This window comes from Alteraurantiacibacter lauratis, assembly GCF_037154155.1.
GTDB lineage: Bacteria > Pseudomonadota > Alphaproteobacteria > Sphingomonadales > Sphingomonadaceae > Alteraurantiacibacter > Alteraurantiacibacter lauratis.
The window spans coordinates 27,641-43,435 of sequence record NZ_JBANRN010000011.1; the positions used below are offsets into that span (position 1 = coordinate 27,641).

General features: G+C 64.6%; 12 protein-coding genes. 10 read left to right on the plus strand and 2 right to left on the minus strand.

What is annotated here, in order from left to right:
* Positions 1–11 precede the first annotated feature (11 nt).
* From dapA to WFP39_RS10835, 10 genes are all read left to right on the plus strand, one after another.
* Positions 12–893: a 4-hydroxy-tetrahydrodipicolinate synthase gene (dapA, locus tag WFP39_RS10790; protein ID WP_336919695.1), complete on the plus strand. Its 882-nt coding sequence runs from the start codon at positions 12–14 to the stop codon at positions 891–893.
* A gap of 48 nt (positions 894–941) precedes the next feature.
* On the plus strand, positions 942–1,424 hold the full coding sequence (smpB, locus tag WFP39_RS10795; protein ID WP_336919587.1) for an SsrA-binding protein SmpB: 483 nt from the start codon (positions 942–944) through the stop codon (positions 1,422–1,424).
* 143 nt (positions 1,425–1,567) lie between these two features.
* Positions 1,568–2,143 carry a DUF2062 domain-containing protein gene (locus tag WFP39_RS10800; protein WP_336919589.1) on the plus strand — a complete coding sequence of 192 codons (576 nt, stop codon included), beginning with the start codon at positions 1,568–1,570 and terminating at the stop codon, positions 2,141–2,143.
* A 40-nt stretch (positions 2,144–2,183) separates the two neighbouring features.
* A complete protein-coding gene (locus tag WFP39_RS10805; RefSeq protein ID WP_336919590.1) occupies positions 2,184–4,655 on the plus strand; it encodes a hybrid sensor histidine kinase/response regulator in 2,472 nt (823 codons plus the stop codon).
* Positions 4,656–4,756: 101 nt separating this feature from the next.
* Complete coding sequence (locus WFP39_RS10810) at positions 4,757–6,268, plus strand: DUF4139 domain-containing protein (RefSeq protein WP_336919591.1); 1,512 nt, start codon at positions 4,757–4,759, stop codon at positions 6,266–6,268.
* Between the two features lie 16 nt (positions 6,269–6,284).
* On the plus strand, positions 6,285–7,889 hold the full coding sequence (locus WFP39_RS10815; RefSeq protein ID WP_336919592.1) for a DUF4139 domain-containing protein: 1,605 nt from the start codon (positions 6,285–6,287) through the stop codon (positions 7,887–7,889).
* Positions 7,890–8,023: 134 nt separating this feature from the next.
* Positions 8,024–9,094, plus strand: a complete 1,071-nt coding sequence (recA, locus tag WFP39_RS10820; RefSeq protein WP_336919593.1) for a recombinase RecA — start codon at positions 8,024–8,026, stop codon at positions 9,092–9,094.
* A 162-nt stretch (positions 9,095–9,256) separates the two neighbouring features.
* Positions 9,257–10,078, plus strand: coding sequence for a class I SAM-dependent methyltransferase (locus tag WFP39_RS10825; RefSeq protein ID WP_336919594.1), 822 nt, complete (start codon positions 9,257–9,259; stop codon positions 10,076–10,078).
* 102 nt (positions 10,079–10,180) lie between these two features.
* Positions 10,181–12,835, plus strand: coding sequence for an alanine--tRNA ligase (gene alaS / locus WFP39_RS10830; RefSeq protein ID WP_336919595.1), 2,655 nt, complete (start codon positions 10,181–10,183; stop codon positions 12,833–12,835).
* A 23-nt stretch (positions 12,836–12,858) separates the two neighbouring features.
* The gene (locus WFP39_RS10835) at positions 12,859–13,563 is read left to right on the plus strand and encodes an energy transducer TonB (protein ID WP_336919596.1); all 705 of its coding nucleotides are present in this window, start codon (positions 12,859–12,861) and stop codon (positions 13,561–13,563) included.
* Between the two features lie 85 nt (positions 13,564–13,648).
* On the opposite strand, the gene WFP39_RS10840 is transcribed toward WFP39_RS10835, so the two are convergent.
* Positions 13,649–13,813: a hypothetical protein gene (locus WFP39_RS10840; protein WP_336919598.1), complete on the minus strand. Its 165-nt coding sequence runs from the start codon at positions 13,811–13,813 to the stop codon at positions 13,649–13,651.
* Between the two features lie 63 nt (positions 13,814–13,876).
* Entirely contained in the window at positions 13,877–15,646 is a 1,770-nt protein-coding gene (locus WFP39_RS10845) for a cation:proton antiporter domain-containing protein (RefSeq protein WP_336919599.1), read from the minus strand.
* Positions 15,647–15,795: the final 149 nt, after the last annotated feature.

Below are 15,795 nucleotides of genomic sequence, written 5' to 3' on the forward strand. Positions count from 1 at the left end.
GAGGTATGACCATGTTCTCAGGCTCGATTCCCGCTTTGGCGACTCCTTTTCGCGACGGAGCGTTTGACGAGGAAGCCTTCCGCCGTTTTGTCGACTGGCAGATCGAAAACGGTTCCTCCGCACTGGTGCCCTGCGGCACGACGGGCGAATCCGCCACGATCGACAATGATGAACATCACGCGATCATCCGCGCTTGCGCCGAACAGGCTGCCGGCCGCGTGCCGGTGATTGCCGGCGCGGGCAGCAACGATACGCAAACCGCGCTGTGGCACATCAAGGAAGCGCAGATTGCCGGGGCGGATGCGGTGCTGCTGGTTGCGCCTTATTATAACAGGCCCAGTCAGGCGGGGCTGCTGGCGCATTACAGCTATCTGGCCGAACGCAGCGAATTGCCCATCGTGCTCTATAACGTGCCCGGCCGCACGGTGACTGATCTTCTGCCCGATACGGTGATCGAACTGCACCGCCGTTTCCCGGACAAGATCGTCAGCATCAAGGATGCGAGCGGCGATCTGAGCCGCGTGGTCACGCACCGCATGGGGGCGGGGCCGGATTTCAACCAATTGTCGGGCGATGATCCCTTGGCGCTGGCGGGCTATGTCTTGGGGCAGCGCGGCTGCATCTCTGTCACCGCCAATGTCGCGCCGCGCCTGTGCGCCGATTTCCACGCCGCCGCATTGGCGGGCGATTACGATACCGCGCGCGCGCTGAATGAACGGCTCTATCCGCTGCACCGCGCGATGTTCGCCGATGCCAGCCCCGCGCCGGCCAAATATGCGCTCAGCCGCCTGCACGACTGGTTTTCGCCCGAAGTGCGCTTGCCTTTGGTCGCCTGTTCGGATGCGGCGAAGGCGGCGGTGGACGCGGCGATGGAAGCGCTGGGGCTGGTCTAGTCACCGCGATTTGCATTTGCGCGCAGAACGCCTACATCGCCCGCCACCATGGCCCGTCCCAAACCCGTCACCTTCGACAAGAAGAAGATCGTCGCCGAGAACCGCAAGGCGCGGTTCAATTACACGATCGAGGATGTGTTCGAAGCGGGGCTCGCGCTGACTGGCACCGAGGTGAAGTCCTTGCGCGGCGGCGAAGGCACGATTGCCGAAAGCTATGCCGAGGTGCGCGACGGGCAGGTGTGGCTGATCAATGCCAACATCCCCGAATTCAGCCACGGCAACCGGTTCAACCATGAACCGAAGCGGATGCGCAAACTGCTGCTCCACGCGCGCGAGATCGACAAGATGGTCGGCGCGGTGGAGCGCAAGGGCATGACGCTGGTGCCGCTGTCGGTTTATTTCAACTCGCGCGGGCGGGCCAAGGTGGAGCTGGCGCTGGCCAAGGGCAAGCAGACGCATGACAAGCGCGCCGCGATAAAGGAGCGCGACTGGAAGCGCGACAAGGCGCGCCTGATGCGCGAAAAGTCCTGAAGCCTGCAAATCTGCCGGAACGATGCAGGCGGCAAAATCACTCTGGCCGCTGTTAAGCGCCTGTTCGTCGTTCTGACGCTATTCGTCACTATATTGGCTGCGCAAAAGGTGTATGGCACGGCCGCGAGGTGGCAACAGCGTTAATGGCGACAGGCAAGCTCAAGACATGGCTGAAGGGCCAGCGGCCGAAGATGCCGACGCGCGAGGAGATGGTGCGCAACAAATATCTTGCGCCCATCGCTCACCGCTTTGGTCATTCGGAACTGTGGCGTTTCACCCGTCGCTCGGTGCCGCGCGGGGTGGCGCTGGGCCTGTTTGCCGGGTTTATCATTCCGCTGGGGCAGATTTTTCTTGCCGCCTTTCTGGCGCTGCCGTTGCGGGCCAATGTGCCGGTGGCAGCGCTCATCACCTTTGTGACCAACCCCTTCACCCTGCCTTTCTGGCTGGTGATTGCCAACAAGGTCGGACGCTTCATGCTCAAACTGGATGCGGCGGCGGGCGGCACCGCCACGGCAGAGATTTCCAGCGGAAGGTGGAGCGATTTCGGCTGGTTTCAGGTGCTGGAAGGCGTGGGCGCCACCGCATTCGGCTTTGTCGTGCTGTCTATCGTCAGCGCAGCTCTCGGCTACTTCCTGTCCGGCGTGCTGTGGCGTTTTCTGGTGGCGCGCAAATGGACCAGGCGACCGGGCCGGACGAAAGTGCTAAAGCCCGCTGAATGAGCGGCTGGCAGCGAATGCACAATCACCAAAGGGCGGCGCGATGAACGGCCCGAAATCCGCAAACCGCGCGCGGCCTCGCTCCAGCGTGCTGACCGATTCGCTGTCGGTTGCCGCTGCCGTGCTTGCCAGCATTGCCGCGATTCAACTCGTCAGCGGCAGTTCGGTAGTGACGCTGGCCTTTGCCGGCGGGTTGACCGTGCTGGGGCTGATCGTCTTTGCCGCCTCGCGCTTTCAGGCGGCGCCATCGGCGCAGATTGAACCGGCACTGCCAGATTGGACCGTGACGGTCGCTGCGATCGAGCAACCGGGCGTGGCAGTGGCGATTACGGACAGGGCGAATCGACTCGTCTGCGCCAATGCCGCCTATGAGAGCTGGTTCGGCTCCGCCTTTGCGCCGCCGCGCCTGCCGGTCGATGCGCCATCTGCCGAACTGCTGGCGCGCATGGCGCGCGCGGCCTGGCGCGACGGCAGCAGCGGCGAGGTCACCACGCTGACGGCCGAGGACCGGTCGTGGACAGCCGAAGCGGTGCGCAGCGGCCGCGCGGATGATTACCTGATCTGGCGCTTTACCGCGATCCTGCGCCACGAACCGCTGGTGGCGATCACGCGACAGGTGACTGGCGCCTTTGGCCGGATGCTGAGCGCTGCGGGGATCGCGGCCGCGCTTGTAGGGGCCGATGGCGCGGTCCGGGCGGCTAATCCTGCCTTTGCGCGGCGCGCGGGCGGCGACGAGACCGCCAGTATGGTGGGCATGGACTTTGCCGCACTGCTGCTGACGGATGAACGCGACCGTATCTTTTACGCTCGCGAAGGGCGAAAGGGGGCCGCGCAAACGCTTATCCACGTGCCCTTGGCCGATCCGCAGGAATTCGCACCCGGCAGCGAGGCCGCGACGCAGGAGCCGGTTCTGATGCTGCTGTTCGACGCCGGAACCGCGCTGGGTGGGTTGGCCGGTGACAGGGGCGGGCAGGCGCCGCAGCTCGAAGCCTTGCTCGAACAGTTGCCGCTCGGCCTCGCCATGACTGACCGCGACGGACATTTCCTGTTCGCAAACCCGGCCTTCATGCGCGCCGCTGGGATCGAGGGGCGCCCGCTGCCGCCTTACCCGTCCGATCTGGTGATCGCGCGCGACAAGACGGCCATGTCCGACGCGGTGCGCCGTTTCGGGCAAGGCCCGGCCAGCAGCGGCGATATCGCCGTGCGCCTGCGCAGCGAACCGGACGAGCCTGTCAGCCTCGGCCTTGCCGGAGTGCGCGGGCTGGGCGAGGCGGCGGTGCTGCTGAGCCTGGCCGACACCAGCGAGGAAACGCGTCTCAGGCGGCAGGTCGCGCAGGCGACCAAGATGCAGGCCGTGGGGCAATTGGCCGGCGGCGTGGCGCATGATTTCAACAATGTGCTCACTGCCATCATCGGCTATTGCGACCTGATGCTGCTGCGCCATACGCCGGGCGACAGCGATTACGACGATATCCAGCAGATCAAGGCCAATTCGAACCGCGCCGCCAGCCTGACGCGGCAATTGCTGGCCTTCAGCCGCCAGCAGACGCTGCAGCCCGAAACGCTGCAACTGCCCGATATCCTGTCGGAAGTGTCGCAGTTGCTCAAGCGGCTGCTGGGTGCGAAAATCACGCTGAAAGTGCATCACGATCGCAATCTGGGCCCGGTGCGCGCCGATCCGCGCCAGTTGGAGCAGGTTATCATCAATCTGGCGGTGAATGCGCGCGATGCTATACAGGCCAAGGGCGGCGGCGAGAGCGCGACCGGGACGCTTACCTTCAGCACGCGCCGGGTCGAAGCGCAGGATATCCGCCGCATGGGCAGCGAGATCGTGCCTGCTGGCGATTACACCGTGCTGGTGGCCGAGGATACCGGCGGCGGCATTCCGCCTGCGGTGATGAGCAAGATTTTCGAGCCGTTCTTCACCACCAAGGAGCTGGGCAAGGGCACCGGCCTTGGCCTGTCCACCGTATACGGCATCGTCAAGCAATCGGGCGGCTTCATCTTTGCCAGCAACGCCAAGGCGCCCGACGGGCAGGTGAAGGGCGCGCGCTTCACGATCTACCTGCCGGTACACAATGTGACCGAGGATGAACTGGCGAAGGCAGAGGCCGAGGAGGCGGCTCGCGATTGGTCGGGCGGCGGGCGCATCCTGCTGGTCGAGGACGAGGACATGGTGCGCGCGGTAGCCGAACGCGCATTGGCGCGGCAGGGATACGACATCGTGACCGCCAGCGATGGCGACGAGGGGCTGGAACTGGTGCGCGGCGGCGAGAAGTTCGATCTGGTGGTCAGCGATGTCGTGATGCCCGCGATGGATGGCCCCGCAATGGCGCGCGAGATCCGCAAATTGCAGCCGCGCCTGCCGATCCTGTTCATGTCCGGCTATGCCGAGGAGCAGCTGCGCAACCAGATTGATATCGAGGCAATGCATTTCATGCCCAAGCCCTTCAGCGTGCAGCAGATCGCCGACAAGGTCGCAGGTATTCTGGCAGGCAAGGCGCGCGGCGGCTGACTCCGTCGGGATGAGGGAGGCACGGCTGTTCATCTGCCAGTCAGTCAGATGCCTCGATAGCATGCGACACAGGCGCTAAAGGGTTGAGGGGAAATGGGATTATGATGCTTCGAAAGCTGGCCCTTGCCGCAGTGGCAACCGGCGCACTGGCGGCCCACGCCGCCGCGCAGGACGCGAACCTTGCCGATCCCGCGGATGAGCAGACCGCGCAGGGCGATGTCGCGGTGACGATCTACAATAACGGGCAGAGCCTTGTGCAGGATGTTCGGCAATTGAACATTGCGGCTGGCCGTTCGGTCGTGCCTTTCCCCGATGTGTCGGCCATGATCCGCCCCGAAACGCTCAGCTTCAACGCCGCCAATGCCGGCATTGTGGAGCAGAACTTCGATTTCGATCTGCTCACGCCGCAAAAGCTGATGGAAAAGGCGGTGGGGCAGGAAGTCACGATTATCCGTACGAATCCGGCGACCGGCGCGGAAACCACGCAGCGGGCCGAAGTGCTCTCGGTCATGGGCGGGGTCGTCATCCGCGTGAACGGGCGGATCGAGGTGCTGCGCGATGATGGCCTTCCTGTGCGGGTGATCTTTGACCGGATTCCGGCCAATCTGCGCGCGCGGCCCACGCTTTCGGTCACGCTCGACAGCACGCGCAGTGGCACGCGTCCGGCTTCGATCCGCTATCTGACCGAAGGGTTGAGCTGGTCGGCCGACTATGTTGCGCTGTTCAACGAACAGAGCGGCGCGGTGGACATGCAGGGTTGGGTAACGCTGACCAACACCACCGGCACCACATTCCACCAGGCGAACACGCTGCTGGTCGCGGGCAATCCCAACCGCGGCTTCGCGCAGCCATCCTATTCGTCGCAGCCCCGGCGCGACATGGTGCGCCCCGGCACCGAGACGCCGGAGCGCGAGCGGCTGGGCGATTTCTACCTCTATCCCATTGCCGGGCGCACCACGATTGCCAACAACCAGACCAAGCAGGTCAGCTTTCTCGATGTGCAGGGCGTGCCCGCGCGGCGCGTTTACAGCCGCGCAGTGGGCTGGCTGGCGAGCGATAGCGGCCCGGTCAATGCGTCTGCCGCGATCAGCTTTTCGACAAGCCGGGAAGGCGGGCTGGGCGATGCGCTCCCCGCAGGCACGGTGCGCTTTTACCAGCGCGATGCGCAGGGCAATCCGCAATTCGTGGGTGAGAACGGCATTGGCCATACGCCCATGGGCAGCCTGCTTTCGCTTCGCACTGGTGACGCCTTCGATGTGTTCGTGCAGGCCGAGGTGGAAAGCCGCAACCGCATCACTGCGGCAGAATATGAACGCAGCGCCCGTTTCCGCGTCATCACCGATGGCGAAGCGACCCGCGAGGTCGAGGTCGAGCGCGTGGTCGAATATTACCAGACGACGATGCGCTACACTTTCACCAATGCCAAACCCGAAGCGGTCGAGGTGGAACTGACGCAGGGCGGCCTCGATTACGGCTGGTGGGCGCGCGATTTTCGCGTGACGGCCGAAGATGTGCCGGGCGAGCAGATCAATGCCGGCAACCGCCTCTACCGCGTCAGCGTGCCCGCCAATGGCAGCCGCGTGGTGCGCGTCACCTATCAGACGAAGTATTGAGGCGGAGGGTAGGGCGGTGCGCCGCATCCTCCCGCTGCTGTTGGCCGGGATAGCCCTTTCGGCGCAGCCCGCGACCGCGCAGCAGCGCGTTGCCGTGGACGCCTCCGCCCCGCAGGCGCTGGCGGTAACCGTTTACCGCGATCCGAACCGGGGCGAAGGGCAGGCGATGGATCGCGACTGGCCGCAAGGCTTCGCGATGATTTCGGAAACGCGGCAAGTCACGCTGCCGCCGGGCGAATCGACCATCCGCTTTACCGGCGTAGCTGAAGGGATGGTCGCCGTCTCCGCCATCGTCACCGGCCTGCCCGGCGGCACGATCGAGAAGAACCGGAATGCCGACCTGCTCAGCCCCGCTGCCTTGGTCGACGGGACGCTGGGCAACCGCGTGCGCGTGACGCGAACCAATCCCGCCACGGGCGAGGAGCGCGCGGAAAGCGCAGTGATCCGCACCCGCGCGGATGGCGGGCTGGTGCTGCAAACCGATGCCGGCTTCGAAGCGGTGCGCTGCGCCGGTGTGCCCGAACGCCTGTCTTTCGACGCGGCACCTGCGGGCCTGTCTGCGCAGCCGGTGTTCTCGATCGACACGCGTGACGAGGCGGGCGGAACCTATACCGTGACGCTCACCTATCTTGCCTGGGGGTTCGACTGGCAGGCCAACTATGTCGCCACCTTGCAGGAGGGGCGGGGCAGCAACGACGTGCACCTGCGCTTGGTGAGCTGGCTCACGATTCTCAACGACAACGGCCAGAGCTTTGAAAATGCGGAGCTTATGGCCGTAGCAGGCACGCTGAATGTCGTGAGCGATTTTGAGGAGCTGAGCGATCCGCCAGAGGCGCGGCGTTTGGCGCTTACCTGCTATCCGCTGGGCAGCACGGCGGCAGGATCGCCTGTGCCATCCTATGACAAGGGCGGCTGGGGTGCGGTTCCGCCGCCGCAAATGGCTGCCCCGATGATGATGCGGATGGAAGCGGTGACCATTGACAGCATCACGGCGCAGGACATCGGGTGGCTCGCTACAGAGGAGCAGTTGGGAGATCTGAAACTCTACCGCGTTCCTGAACGGCTCACCGTGGCGGCACAGGGGCTGAAGCAGATTGCCTTCCTCGATCGGGATGCGGTGCGGGGGCGCTATGTCTACGAAGTCTCCTGTACGCCATGGGGCGAGATGAGCGAGTTTGGCGACACGCTGATCCTGTTTTCGACCGTGAATGATCGCGAACACGGCCTTGGCGTGGCGCTGCCATCCGGCCCGCTGGCGCTTTTCGAACCCGGCCCGGCGGGCGAATTGCTGGTGGGGCAGGAAAACCTACGCGATTATGCCAGCGGGCAGGATGTGGAATTCTCGGTCGGCTCCTCCGCGCAGGTCATGCACCAGTGCGAACGGCTGACTGCGCATGATCCGGGTGACGCCAAGGGCGGCTGGACGCGGATGCGCGCCACGCTCACCAATGCCAATCCGCATTCTGTGACGGTGCGGGTGGCGGCGGGCTTCCCTTCGGACTGGGCCTTCCGCCGGTTCGGCAGTGCGTTGAAGGATGGGCAGCGAATCACCGAAGTGACCGTTCCGGCAAACGGACGGCGCGAAGTGACCTGGGACGTGCGCCCCGCCACCGCACAATAACGCCGATTTCTGCCCTTTTGCGGTTGTCATGCGGAATTTTCGTTCTCCCCTTGTTCTTATGGAACAAAGCAGATACAACGCATTCCAGTTGGAAAGTTGATCGCAACTCTTGTTAACCGGAAGGGGGCCGTGTCATGGCTGCAAGTCTGAAACTGGTAGAGGAATCCAAGGTGGACCGTCAGAAGGCTCTCGACGCAGCTCTCGCGCAGATTGACCGCGCATTTGGCAAGGGTTCGGCCATGCGGCTGGGCCAGAAGGAAGCGATGCAGGTGGAAGCGATTTCTACCGGCTCGCTGGGCCTCGATATTGCGCTGGGTGTGGGCGGCCTGCCCAAGGGCCGCGTGATCGAGGTCTATGGCCCCGAAAGCTCCGGCAAGACCACGCTGGCACTGCATGTGATTGCCGAAGCGCAGAAGGCGGGCGGTACCGCGGCCTTCGTCGATGCCGAACACGCGCTCGATCCGGTCTATGCCAAGAAGCTGGGCGTCAATATTGACGAACTGATCGTCTCGCAGCCCGATACCGGCGAACAGGCGCTGGAAATTACCGACACGCTGGTGCGTTCCAACGCCATCGATGTGCTGGTGGTCGATTCGGTTGCCGCGCTGGTGCCCCGTGCCGAGATCGAAGGCGAAATGGGCGACAGCCATGTCGGCCTGCAGGCCCGCCTGATGAGCCAGAGCCTGCGCAAGCTGACCGGCTCGATCAGCCGTTCCAAGTGCATGGTGATCTTCATCAACCAGCTGCGCATGAAGATCGGCGTGATGTACGGCAATCCGGAAACCACCACCGGCGGCAATGCGCTCAAGTTCTACGCCTCGGTTCGGCTCGACATTCGCCGCACCGGCCAGATCAAGGACCGCGACGATATTATCGGCAACACGACTCGTGTGAAGGTGGTGAAGAACAAGGTCGCGCCGCCGTTCAAGCAGGTCGAATTCGACATCATGTATGGCGAAGGCATCTCCAAGATCGGCGAGATTCTCGATCTCGGCGTGAAGGCGGGTCTGGTGGAGAAGTCCGGCTCGTGGTTCAGCTATGATTCGATCCGGATCGGGCAGGGCCGCGAAAATGCCAAGCAGTTCCTGAGGGATAATCCCGAAGTCTGCGAACGTCTGGAAGCCGCTATCCGCACCCGCACCGACAAGGTGGCCGAAGAAATGATGACCGGCCCCGATGCCGAGGATGACGCATTGGAGGATTGATTTTGGACGCCGGGCTTTTCGGCGTTGGCAAACGGAAAGGGCCGGTGTTCCTCGCGGAGTGCCGGCCTTTTGCATGGTAACAGGCTTTCCCGGCGCGCTTGCGGCGACCTCGCTTGGCCCCTATTTCCCAAACCTATAACGGCAAACCAGCAAGGGGCGGGGATGGACAAGAGCGATTGGCAAGGCGGGCAGGGGCAGACCTGGGCTGCGGAATGGCGGCGCACCGACCGCAGCTTCACTGCCGTCACCGAAAAGCTGCTTCAGCGCCTTCGCGGTCTGGCCTTTGCGCAGGTGCTGGATATCGGATGCGGCGCGGGCGAATTGGCGCTGGCGGTGGCGCGGGCGCGTGCCCCGGCGCGCGTCATCGGCGTCGATATCTCGCCCCATCTCGTCGCTACCGCACGCGATCGCGGTGCCAACCTTGCCAATGCCGCGTTCGAATTGGCCGACGCCGCGCAGTGGGAGGCGCCGCAAGGCTTTGCCCCGCAATTGCTGATATCCCGCCACGGGGTCATGTTTTTCGAAGATCCCGTGGCCGCATTCGGCCATCTGGCGGCGCTTGCGGACAGCGGCGCACATCTGCTGTTTTCGTGCTTCCGCTCTCCGGCAGAGAACCCCTTCTTTACTGATGTCGCGCGCCTGTTGCCGCAACCTTTGCCACCGGCGCCGCCCGAAGCGCCCGGCCCCTTTGCCTTTGCCGACCGGGCGCGCGTGGCCTCCATTCTCCAAGGCTCCGGGTGGGAGGCGGTTGCCATCGATCCGTTCGATTTTCCCATGATTGTCGGCGCGGGCGACGATCCTGTCAGCGATGCGGTCGACTACTTCGCCAGTATCGGCCCCGCAGCCAAGGCGGCGCAGGCCATGACGGACGAGGAACGCGCCGCCTTCTTCGAGCGGGTGGGCCAGCTTGCCCGCGCCAACCTTGCCGATGGGCTCGTCGCCATGCCGGCTGCGGGGTGGATCGTTTCGGCGCGCAAGGCCTGAGCCGCTGCGGAGCCAGAAAGCGCCACTCATGCAACCGCCCGATTACAGAGCGCATCTTAATCCGCTTGTCCCGCGCGCGCGCACAAACTAATCGCAACTGCCATGCAATCCACCAACGACATCCGCCGGGCCTTTCTCGATTATTTCGCGGCCAACGATCACCAGGTCATGCCTTCGGCTCCGCTGGTGCCGTATAATGACCCGACGCTCATGTTCGTGAATGCGGGCATGGTGCCGTTCAAGAACGTGTTCACGGGGCTGGAAACCCCGCCTGCTCCGCGCGCGGCCAGCAGCCAGAAATGCGTGCGCGCCGGCGGCAAGCACAACGATCTGGACAATGTCGGTTATACCGCGCGGCACCTGACGCTGTTCGAAATGCTCGGCAATTTCAGCTTCGGCGACTATTTCAAGGAACGCGCGATCGAGCTTGCCTGGGGCATGGTGACCAAGGAACTGGGCCTCGACAAGGATCGTCTGTGCGTCACCGTCTATCACACCGATGACGAGGCGGCTGGCTTCTGGAAGAAGATCGCCGGTCTGCCCGAAGACCGCATCATCCGCATCGCCACGAAGGACAATTTCTGGGCCATGGGCGCGGATGGCCCGTGCGGCCCGTGTTCGGAAATCTTCTGGGATCACGGTCCCGCAATTGCCGGTGGCCCTCCGGGTTCGCCCGATGAGGATGGCGACCGCTTCGTCGAGATCTGGAACCTCGTCTTCATGCAGCATGTGCAGGAAGCCGACCAGATCGTTGGCGATCTGCCGCGCCCCAGCATCGATACGGGCATGGGGCTGGAACGCATCGCCACGGTGATGCAGGGTGTGCATTCGGTGTTCGAGACAGACACCTTCCGCGCGCTGATCGCTGCGAGCGAGGACAAGAGCGGCGCCAAGGCCGAGGGGGACAAGGCCGCCAGCCACCGCGTTATTGCCGATCATCTGCGCTCGACCAGCTTCCTGATTGCCGACGGCGTGCTGCCCAGCAATGAAGGCCGCGGCTATGTCCTGCGCCGGATCATGCGCCGCGCCATGCGCCACGCGCACCTGCTGGGCGCGGCCGAGCCGCTGATGCACCGCCTGGTGCCCGCGCTGGTGCAGGAAATGGGGCAGGCCTATCCGGAATTGCCGCGCGCCCAAGCCCTGATCGAGGAAGTGCTGGAGCGCGAGGAAACCCGCTTCCGCCAGACGCTCGACAAGGGCCTCAGGCTGCTGGACGAGGAAACCGCCAGCCTTGGCGAAGGCGACAGCCTGCCGGGCCAGACCGCGTTCAAGCTCTACGACACCTACGGCTTCCCTTATGACCTGACCGAAGACGCGCTGCGTGCGCGCGGCATTGGCGTGGACAAGGCCGGGTTCGACGCCGCCATGGCGCAGCAGAAGGCCGCCGCCCGCGCCGCGTGGAAGGGCAGCGGCGCGTCGGCCGACAGCGAAGTGTGGTTCGACATTGCCGAACGCGAAGGCGCGACCGAATTTACAGGTTATGCCAGCACCGAAGGCGAAGGCCGCGTGGTGGCGCTGGTTGTCGATGGCAAGGAAGTGGCCCGCGCCGACAGCGGGCAGGATGTGGTCGTCATCACCAACCAGACGCCGTTTTACGGTGAAAGCGGCGGGCAGACCGGCGATACCGGGCGCATTACGGGTGACAAGCGCCTGGAATTGGAGGTGGTGGACACATCCAAGCCGCTCGGCCGTCTGCATGCGCATCACGGCCGGATCACGCACGGATCGGTGGAAGTGGGCGACACAGTGCACCTGAAGGTCGATGCCGAACGGCGCGACCGCATCCGCGCCAACCATTCCGCCACGCACTTGCTGCACGCGGCGCTGCGCAACCGGCTGGGCGATCATGTGACGCAGAAGGGCAGTCTTGTCGCGGATGATCGGCTGCGGTTTGATTTCAGCCATCCCAAGCCTCTGACAGCGGAGGATATTGCCGCAATCGAGGCCGAGGTGAACGCCGAAATCCGCCACAATGCCGAAGTCACCACCCGTTTGATGAGCCCCGACGACGCGATTGCCGCAGGTGCGATGGCGCTGTTTGGCGAGAAATACGGCGAGGAAGTGCGCGTGCTGAGCATGGGCCGCAGCAATGCCGGGGGCACCGGGCGGCATTATTCGGTCGAACTGTGCGGCGGCACCCATGTGCGCGCCACAGGCGATATCGGCCTGCTGCGGATCGTGTCCGAAAGCGCGGTGTCGAGCGGGGTGCGCCGGATCGAGGCGCTGACGGGTGAGGCTGCGCGGCAGTGGGTCGTAGGGCGCGAGGAAACGCTGAAGGCGGTAGCCGCCACGCTGCGCACCGCGCCTGACGAGGTGCTTGAACGCGTCGCCGCGCTGGTGGACGAACGGCGCAATCTGGAGCGTGAACTGGCCGAGGCGAAAAAGGCGCTGGCGCTGGGCGGCGGTGGCGGCGCGGCCCCGGCGGCGGACGAGGAAGTCGGCGGAGTGAAATTCTCCGGACAGGTGCTCCATGGGCTCGATCCCAAGGAACTGCGCGGGCTTCTCGACCAGGCGAAGAAGCGCATGGGCAGCGGGGTTGCCGCAATTTGCGCGGTGAACGAAGGCAAGGCGGCCTTTGCTGCTGCGGTTACCGAAGATCTGACATCGCGCTTTTCCGCTGTCGATCTTGTGCGTGCGGGTGTGGAAGCGCTGGGCGGCAAGGGCGGCGGCGGCCGACCCGATATGGCGCAGGGCGGCGGACCCGATGGTGACAAGGCGGAAGCCGCGATTGCAGCCGCGAAGGCCTTGCTGGCGTGAGGCGATGGGCGGCTCTCGCCGTGATGGCGGGGGCGGTCTTGGGCGGATTTGCCCCTGCGGTTGAAGCGCAGGACATCGCGGCGTCCGCGCCGCGCATTTCCCGTCCGCCGCCGCCTCCACCGGCTGCCCCGCCATCGCTGCTGTTCACGGAAGACCGGTTCGATGTCACCGGCGCAGGGTTACTTGATCTGGGTAATCTTGACGCGGTGCTAAGTCCCTTCGCCAGTAATTTTGGTGATGGGCTGGACGGGTTGCCGCTGGAATTGACAGTCGACGCCACAGGCGCGGTGACAGCCTGCACGGCAGGATGCTCTTCTCTCCTGGAGGCGGCTGGGCAGGCGCTGTGCGCGCATGCTCTGGCACATGGCCGCTTCGTGCAAAATCCGCTGCTGGCGCTGGATTACACGGCCGCGACCTATCGCCTGATCGTGCGTTACCAAAGCGACCGCGCCCAGTCGGGACGACGCAGCTTCTATGTCAGCACCGGCTTTCCTTATCAGGGCATGGCGGTGCGGTTTGGGTTTTTCCCACTGCCGCCGGCGGAAGAGAGCCTGCGCGTAGCCGATGTGGCATTGGCTGGAATGGAATATCCGCTTGCTGCCCTGCGCGAAGGGTTGGAGGGCCGGGCCGCGGTGCTGGTGACCTTCCGGGAAAGCGGGCGGGTGGCAAGCTGTCGCCCGATGTTCTCCAGCAATACGGCGCGCCTTGCCTATGAAACCTGCTTTTAAGTGCGCCGCGTGGCCCGGTTGAACAGCCCGCCCGACAACCGCCCCTTTGTATTCGCCACGCGGTGGTTGCTGGCGGAATAGCTCCCTAGCGTTTCATCCCCGAAGCGCGTCGGGTATCGCCTTCGCTGCCGCGCGGCGTGTTGTCCATATCGCGGCGGTCGCGGCCCTTATCCGGGCCGGCGTCTGCCACTTCGCGCAAATCAGCCTTGGTCTTGGCCGGCTGATCTTCAGGCTTGGCGGGGTTGGTCATGTTGCATCTCCTTCCTCCAACCAATGCGCAAGACGAGCAATAGTGCCCGGCCAAAGCCCGCGTTTACACCTCTGGCTTGGCTGACAGGCTGCGCAGGCGCGGCTTTTCGTCCAGGCCGCCTTCGCGCATGATCCGCTCGCGCATTTCGTCCCGCTTTTCGTGGATGCTGGCGATCACCGGGCCCATAGCCACGCCCAGTTCGGTAAGCGCAGCTTCGGACAATTGCAGGCTGCTTTCCAGCGTTTCGGGCACGGCAACGCTCGCCCCGTTGCGATAGAGTTCGGCGGCGTGCACACTGTCGCGCGCACGGGCGATGATGGGCAGATCCGGGTTGGCGGCACGCAGGCGGCGCACGATGCGCTGGGCCAGAACGTGTTCGTCCATGGTCAGGATCACGGCGGGGCAGCCCGGCATCACCAACCGGTCGAGCACATCGCCGCGTGCGGCATTGGCAAACAGCGCCTTGTATCCTTCGCGCCGCGCCTTCTCCACCATGTCGGGATCCGAATCGATCGCGACATAGGCCTGTCCGTGGCGATCGAGCATCTGCGCCACCAGCCGGCCCACGCGACCAAGACCGATCACGATCACGCGCGGAATATCGTCCTTCTCCCCCGTTTCATCGGGAGGCGGGGCCGGCTCCACCCGGCGGCCCATCATATTGCCCAGTTTGGCCAGCAGCGGGGTAACGGTGAGGCCGATTGCGGTGACGATCTGCCAGAATTGCGCGGTGGCCGCATCCACCAGCATCGCCTGCGTGGCGGCGGCGAGTACGATCAGCGTGGTTTCCGATGGGCTGGCCATCATGATGCCGGTTTCGGTGGCGGTGCCGCGCCGCGCGCCCATCAGCCGCAGCAGCACCCCCGTCACGGTGGCCTTCAGCAACAGGACGCCGATCACCGCGCCGGTAATGGCCCACAGATTGGCCCAAATGTTGCCCAGATCGATCCCCATTCCGATGGTGATGAGGAACACGCCCAGTGCCAGACCCTTGAAGGGGGCAATGATGCCTTCGACCTCGGTATGGTATTCGGTTTCCGCGATCAGCAGGCCCGCGACCAGCGCACCGACAATCGGCGAAAGACCCACCGCCGTAGTGGCAAGGCTGGCCCCGATAACTACCAGCAGGCTGGCGGCAAGGAAGAGCTCCGGGCTTTTGGTGCGCGCGGCAAGCGCAAACAGGCGTGGCAGCGCATAGCGCCCGCCGACCATCATCACTGCGATCACCAGTGCGCCTTGCCACAGGGTGTCGAACAGGCCGGTCCAGCCATCCGCCTGGGCATAGGGGGCAAGCGCGGCGAGGACGAAGATGATCGGCACGATCATGATATCCTCGAACAACAGCATCGACAGCGCCGCGCGGCCGACCGGCGTGGTCGTGCCGGCGATTGGCAGCACCAGCGCGGTTGAGGAAAAGGCCAGCGCCAGCCCCAGCGCTAGCGCGCCGGTGGGGGACATTCCGGTCAGGTTGAGGATCGCAGCCAGCAACCCGCCGATCACGATCAGTTCCAGCGCGCCCAGACCGAATACCAGCCGCCGTAAATCCCACAGGCGGTTGAAGCTGAGTTCCAGCCCGATCGTGAACAGCAGCAGCACAATGCCAAATTCGGCAAAGGGAGTGAGGCTTTCGGCATCGGTAATGGTGACGTGGGCCAGCCAGGGCTGCGCATCGACCAGCCGCCCCAGCCCATAGGGCCCCACCAGCAGGCCGACCATGATGAAGCCGATGATCGGGGTGATCCGGAACCGGGCGAACAGCGGAATGATAATCCCGGCCGCGCCCAGAATCACGAGGGCATCGGCCATAAGGGGCGAAATCGGGGCTGCGTGCATGGGCAAGGTATGTCAGAGCCTTGCGCGCGGCGGCAATCCCGTTTGTTGCGCAATGCACATTTAGCCCGGCGCCCCGAAACGGTGCCTGAATCAGAACGGGGCCGGCGTCGATGCCAGCCCCGTCCGAAATCATCGATATGACCCTGCGA

Excerpts from the sequence above, each read along its gene's own strand:
- dapA (WP_336919695.1), top strand. The coding sequence starts at position 12 with ATGTTCTCAGGCTCGATTCCCGCTTTGGCGACTCCTTTTCGCGACGGA.
- smpB (WP_336919587.1), top strand. The coding sequence starts at position 942 with ATGGCCCGTCCCAAACCCGTCACCTTCGACAAGAAGAAGATCGTCGCC.
- WFP39_RS10800 (WP_336919589.1), top strand. The coding sequence starts at position 1,568 with ATGGCGACAGGCAAGCTCAAGACATGGCTGAAGGGCCAGCGGCCGAAG.
- WFP39_RS10805 (WP_336919590.1), top strand. The coding sequence starts at position 2,184 with ATGAACGGCCCGAAATCCGCAAACCGCGCGCGGCCTCGCTCCAGCGTG.
- WFP39_RS10810 (WP_336919591.1), top strand. The coding sequence starts at position 4,757 with ATGATGCTTCGAAAGCTGGCCCTTGCCGCAGTGGCAACCGGCGCACTG.
- recA (WP_336919593.1), top strand. The coding sequence starts at position 8,024 with ATGGCTGCAAGTCTGAAACTGGTAGAGGAATCCAAGGTGGACCGTCAG.
- WFP39_RS10825 (WP_336919594.1), top strand. The coding sequence starts at position 9,257 with ATGGACAAGAGCGATTGGCAAGGCGGGCAGGGGCAGACCTGGGCTGCG.
- alaS (WP_336919595.1), top strand. The coding sequence starts at position 10,181 with ATGCAATCCACCAACGACATCCGCCGGGCCTTTCTCGATTATTTCGCG.
- WFP39_RS10835 (WP_336919596.1), top strand. The coding sequence starts at position 12,859 with ATGGCGGGGGCGGTCTTGGGCGGATTTGCCCCTGCGGTTGAAGCGCAG.
- WFP39_RS10840 (WP_336919598.1), bottom strand. The coding sequence starts at position 13,813 with ATGACCAACCCCGCCAAGCCTGAAGATCAGCCGGCCAAGACCAAGGCT.
- WFP39_RS10845 (WP_336919599.1), bottom strand. The coding sequence starts at position 15,646 with ATGCACGCAGCCCCGATTTCGCCCCTTATGGCCGATGCCCTCGTGATT.